The organism is Candidatus Sericytochromatia bacterium (assembly GCA_035285325.1).
Classification (GTDB): domain Bacteria; phylum Cyanobacteriota; class Sericytochromatia; order S15B-MN24; family JAQBPE01; genus JAYKJB01.
On record JAYKJB010000033.1, the window covers coordinates 1 to 3,054 of the forward strand.

Annotated in this window: 4 protein-coding genes; 1 reads left to right on the top strand and 3 read right to left on the bottom strand. The window is 67.1% G+C overall.

Annotated elements, in window-relative coordinates; all coding sequences use genetic code 11:
* On the top strand, positions 1–405 hold a 405-nt coding region (locus VKP62_05240; GenBank protein ID MEB3196590.1), incomplete at its 5' end, for a hypothetical protein.
* Here VKP62_05240 and VKP62_05245 read toward each other — a convergent pair.
* The 3 genes from VKP62_05245 to VKP62_05255 form a co-directional block, all read right to left on the bottom strand.
* Positions 398–1,375, bottom strand: a complete 978-nt coding sequence (locus VKP62_05245; protein MEB3196591.1) for an S-layer homology domain-containing protein — start codon at positions 1,373–1,375, stop codon at positions 398–400. The genes VKP62_05240 and VKP62_05245 overlap by 8 nt on opposite strands.
* A 43-nt stretch (positions 1,376–1,418) precedes the next feature.
* The gene (gene ilvA / locus VKP62_05250) at positions 1,419–2,645 is read right to left on the bottom strand and encodes a threonine ammonia-lyase (GenBank protein MEB3196592.1); all 1,227 of its coding nucleotides are present in this window, start codon (positions 2,643–2,645) and stop codon (positions 1,419–1,421) included.
* 174 nt (positions 2,646–2,819) lie between these two features.
* A partial coding sequence (locus VKP62_05255) for a hypothetical protein (GenBank protein MEB3196593.1) occupies positions 2,820–3,054 on the bottom strand: 235 nt, incomplete at its 5' end.

Here is a 3,054-nt window from a genome sequence, read left to right on the forward strand (position 1 = left end):
TGGAGCGCCAAGCGCTTTGTGGGCATCTTCCTGCATCCGCCCTATCACGACGCCTTGCTCTCCCCCGCCGACCGGGAATCAGCCGAAGATTTTCAGGCGCTGGTCGCCTGGGAACGCCAGCAGTCACAGCCGACGGCGGTCCTGGTCGACGCCTATCCGATCCGGATGTGGCTCTACACCAAGCGCAAGAGCGTCCCCTACGGCGATGGTGCCACTCCCTCGAACGCCACCCTGGAACTGTTCCGCAGCCGCCCGTGCTGGATCGTGCAGCGGGACGGCTACTGGGGCGAAACCCCGATCAAGAAGCTGGTCGACGCGCACCCCGACAAGCTCAAACTGCGCTTTGTCTCCCCGCACGGCCACTTGAAGGTTTACGAGCCCTGGGCCGCCTGGAAGGCTAGATGAACGCCTTGCCAATCTCCTCGTAGAAGCCCCCGATGAAGGTGGCCGCCTCCCCCCGCGTGACGGGTTTGTTGGGCCGCCACGGGCCGGGGTTGACGGGGGTCTCGAAGGTACCCTGCAGCCAGGTGGCACGCTTCTCGTCGGAGACGATGAACCAGACGTGCGGCCGATACAGCCCCTTGATGGCCTCGGCGTCGGTGTAGTTCAGCTTGCGCAACGCCACCGCCAACTTGGTCGGGTCGACCTGCCGGGACAGATTCAACACCTGCTCCCGCGAAGCCGCCCACTGGATCGCGTGCATGGCCCACTGTTCCCGGCGCAAGGGAGCATCCGGCCGGAAGGTGTTGGGAGGCTTTTCGCCGAAGTAGTGGGCGGCCTTGAGCGTCGCGAGCACCGGGGCGGCCCAGTGGTCGGCCGCGACGTCTTCAAATTCATCACCCTTGGGCGCCACGTCGAGCAGCGGCTTTTTGGGCTGTACGAACGGGTCCTCGGTCTTGCCTGTCTGCGCCATCAGGGCGTTGTAGCACCAGACGACGAACTCCGCGCGCGGAATCGGCTCTTCGGGCCGGAAGGTGCCATCGGCGAAGGCCGTCAGCACCCCGCGTTCCAGCAACCCGTTGACCGGCAGTTCGATCGCCTTGCCGGCCACGTCGCTGGCTTTGAGGCAATAGACCTGGTCCGGTGCCCGCAGGACCAGCCCCGGCCTGCGCACGCGTTCGGAGCGCTGGGTCTCTGCCACGGCCGGCCGCACCACCGCCTCCGGGTCGACGGAAGGAGGGGGCGTCGGCACGAACTGCTCGGCGAGATAGACGCCCCCCGCCACCAGCCCTCCGAGGGCCAGCAAGATCGTCCCGCCCAGCACGAACAGGGGCGTCAGCGAGCGCTTCTTTTTCTTGCGGCGCTTGCGTCGCCGAGGTGGTTCACCCGCAGCGGGGGGCGGTGGAGCGGATTTCTTGCGAGGCGGCGGGGACATGGGCGACATTTTACCAAATACGCGCCCATTCCCCTCATCGACTTCAGGGCATCACCTGAACCGGGTAGCCCTCTCCACGCAGCGCCCCGACAATTTCTTCGATGTGCCCCCCGTCCCGCGTCTCGATCTGGATCTCCACGCCGGTGCCGCCGAGCGGCACGCTGGCGCTGGCGCGGTTGTGGTTGACCTCGATCAGGTTGCCCTGGCCGTCCGCCACGATCTTGAGCAGCTTGGCGAGCGAGCCGGGCTTGTCGTCGACGGCCGTGAACAAACGCGCGTAGCGCTGGGCCCGCAGCATGTGCCGCTCGATCAGGCTGGAGAGCAGCTTGGTGTCGATGTTGCCGCCACTGAGAATCACGGCGGTTTTGCCACGGGCCGCAATCCGCCCCGTCAGCAAGGCCGCCAGGCCCACCGCCCCGGCGCCCTCCACCACCAGCTTGGTGCGTTCGAGCAACTGCACGATCGTGTTGGCCGTGTCCTCATCGCTGACCGTGACCATCTCGTCGACGTACTTGGCGATGTAATGAAAGGTCCGCTCGGCCGGATACTTGATGGCGATGCCGTCGGCGATCGTCTTGACCGAGGGCGTGGCCACGAGTTCGTGCGCCTGCCAGGCCTTCACCAGCGCCGGGGCGCCCTCGGCCTGAACGCCCACCACGCGAATGTGCGGGTTGCGCTCCTTGAGGGCGATCGCCACCCCGCTCATCAAGCCGCCCCCGCCCACCGGCACGATCACGGTCTCCAGATCGGGCAGGTCCTCCAGCAACTCCAGCCCGATCGTGCCCTGCCCCGCGATGATGTCATCGTGGTCGAAGGCCGAGACAAACTCCGCCCCGGTTTCCTCCGCGAAGGCCTTGGCAGCCTGGACGGCCTCGTCAAAAATCGCGCCCACCAGGCGCACCTCGGCCCCGTAACCACGCGTCGCCTGGACCTTGGCGATCGAGGCGCCCGTCGGCATGAAGACCGTCGCCTTCATCCCGTTGAGGCGCGCACCCAGGGCGATGCCCTGAGCGTGGTTCCCGGCGGAGGCCGTGACCACCCCACGGGCCTTCTGCTCCGGGGAGAAGCGGCTGAGGCACAGGTAGGCGCCGCGGACCTTGAAGGAGCCGGTTTTCTGAAGATTTTCCGCCTTCAGATGGATCGCGCAGCCCGCCATGGCATCAAAGGTTTGCGAGGTGAACAGGGGCGTGCGATGCGCCACCTTGCGCACGGAATGGTAGGCCTCCTCGATGCGGGCCAGGTTGACATGCGTGGCGATCTCGAGCGCCATGACGCCTCCTGCCGATGGACCATCGGCTGCCTTGAGGAAACCCCGTCGTCTCCTCTCAACGTCATTATAGCGCAGCACGCAGAGTCAGTCCGAACTGCAACCTCATCAGGGTCGGTGAGGCCGCCAGGGACCTACCAAATGGCCAGGCTGCAACGCGCAGGCCCTCCGCGCCCCTCATGGAGGCGTGACCCCGGTCGCGGCAGCATCCGGCATCGCCAACGACACGGCGCCAAGGACGACTTCCAGCTCCCCTTGCAAGGGCGTCAATGAGGCTCGCTCCAAGGCCCACTCGGCGATCGCCACGCGCGCCCCGTCGCGGCGCGTGCGACGCTCGTGCGCGATCAGCGCCCCGGCCTGGCGCGTCTCCCAGCGCCAGGTCTCCGCCGACTGGCCCAACCAGGTCGCCGTG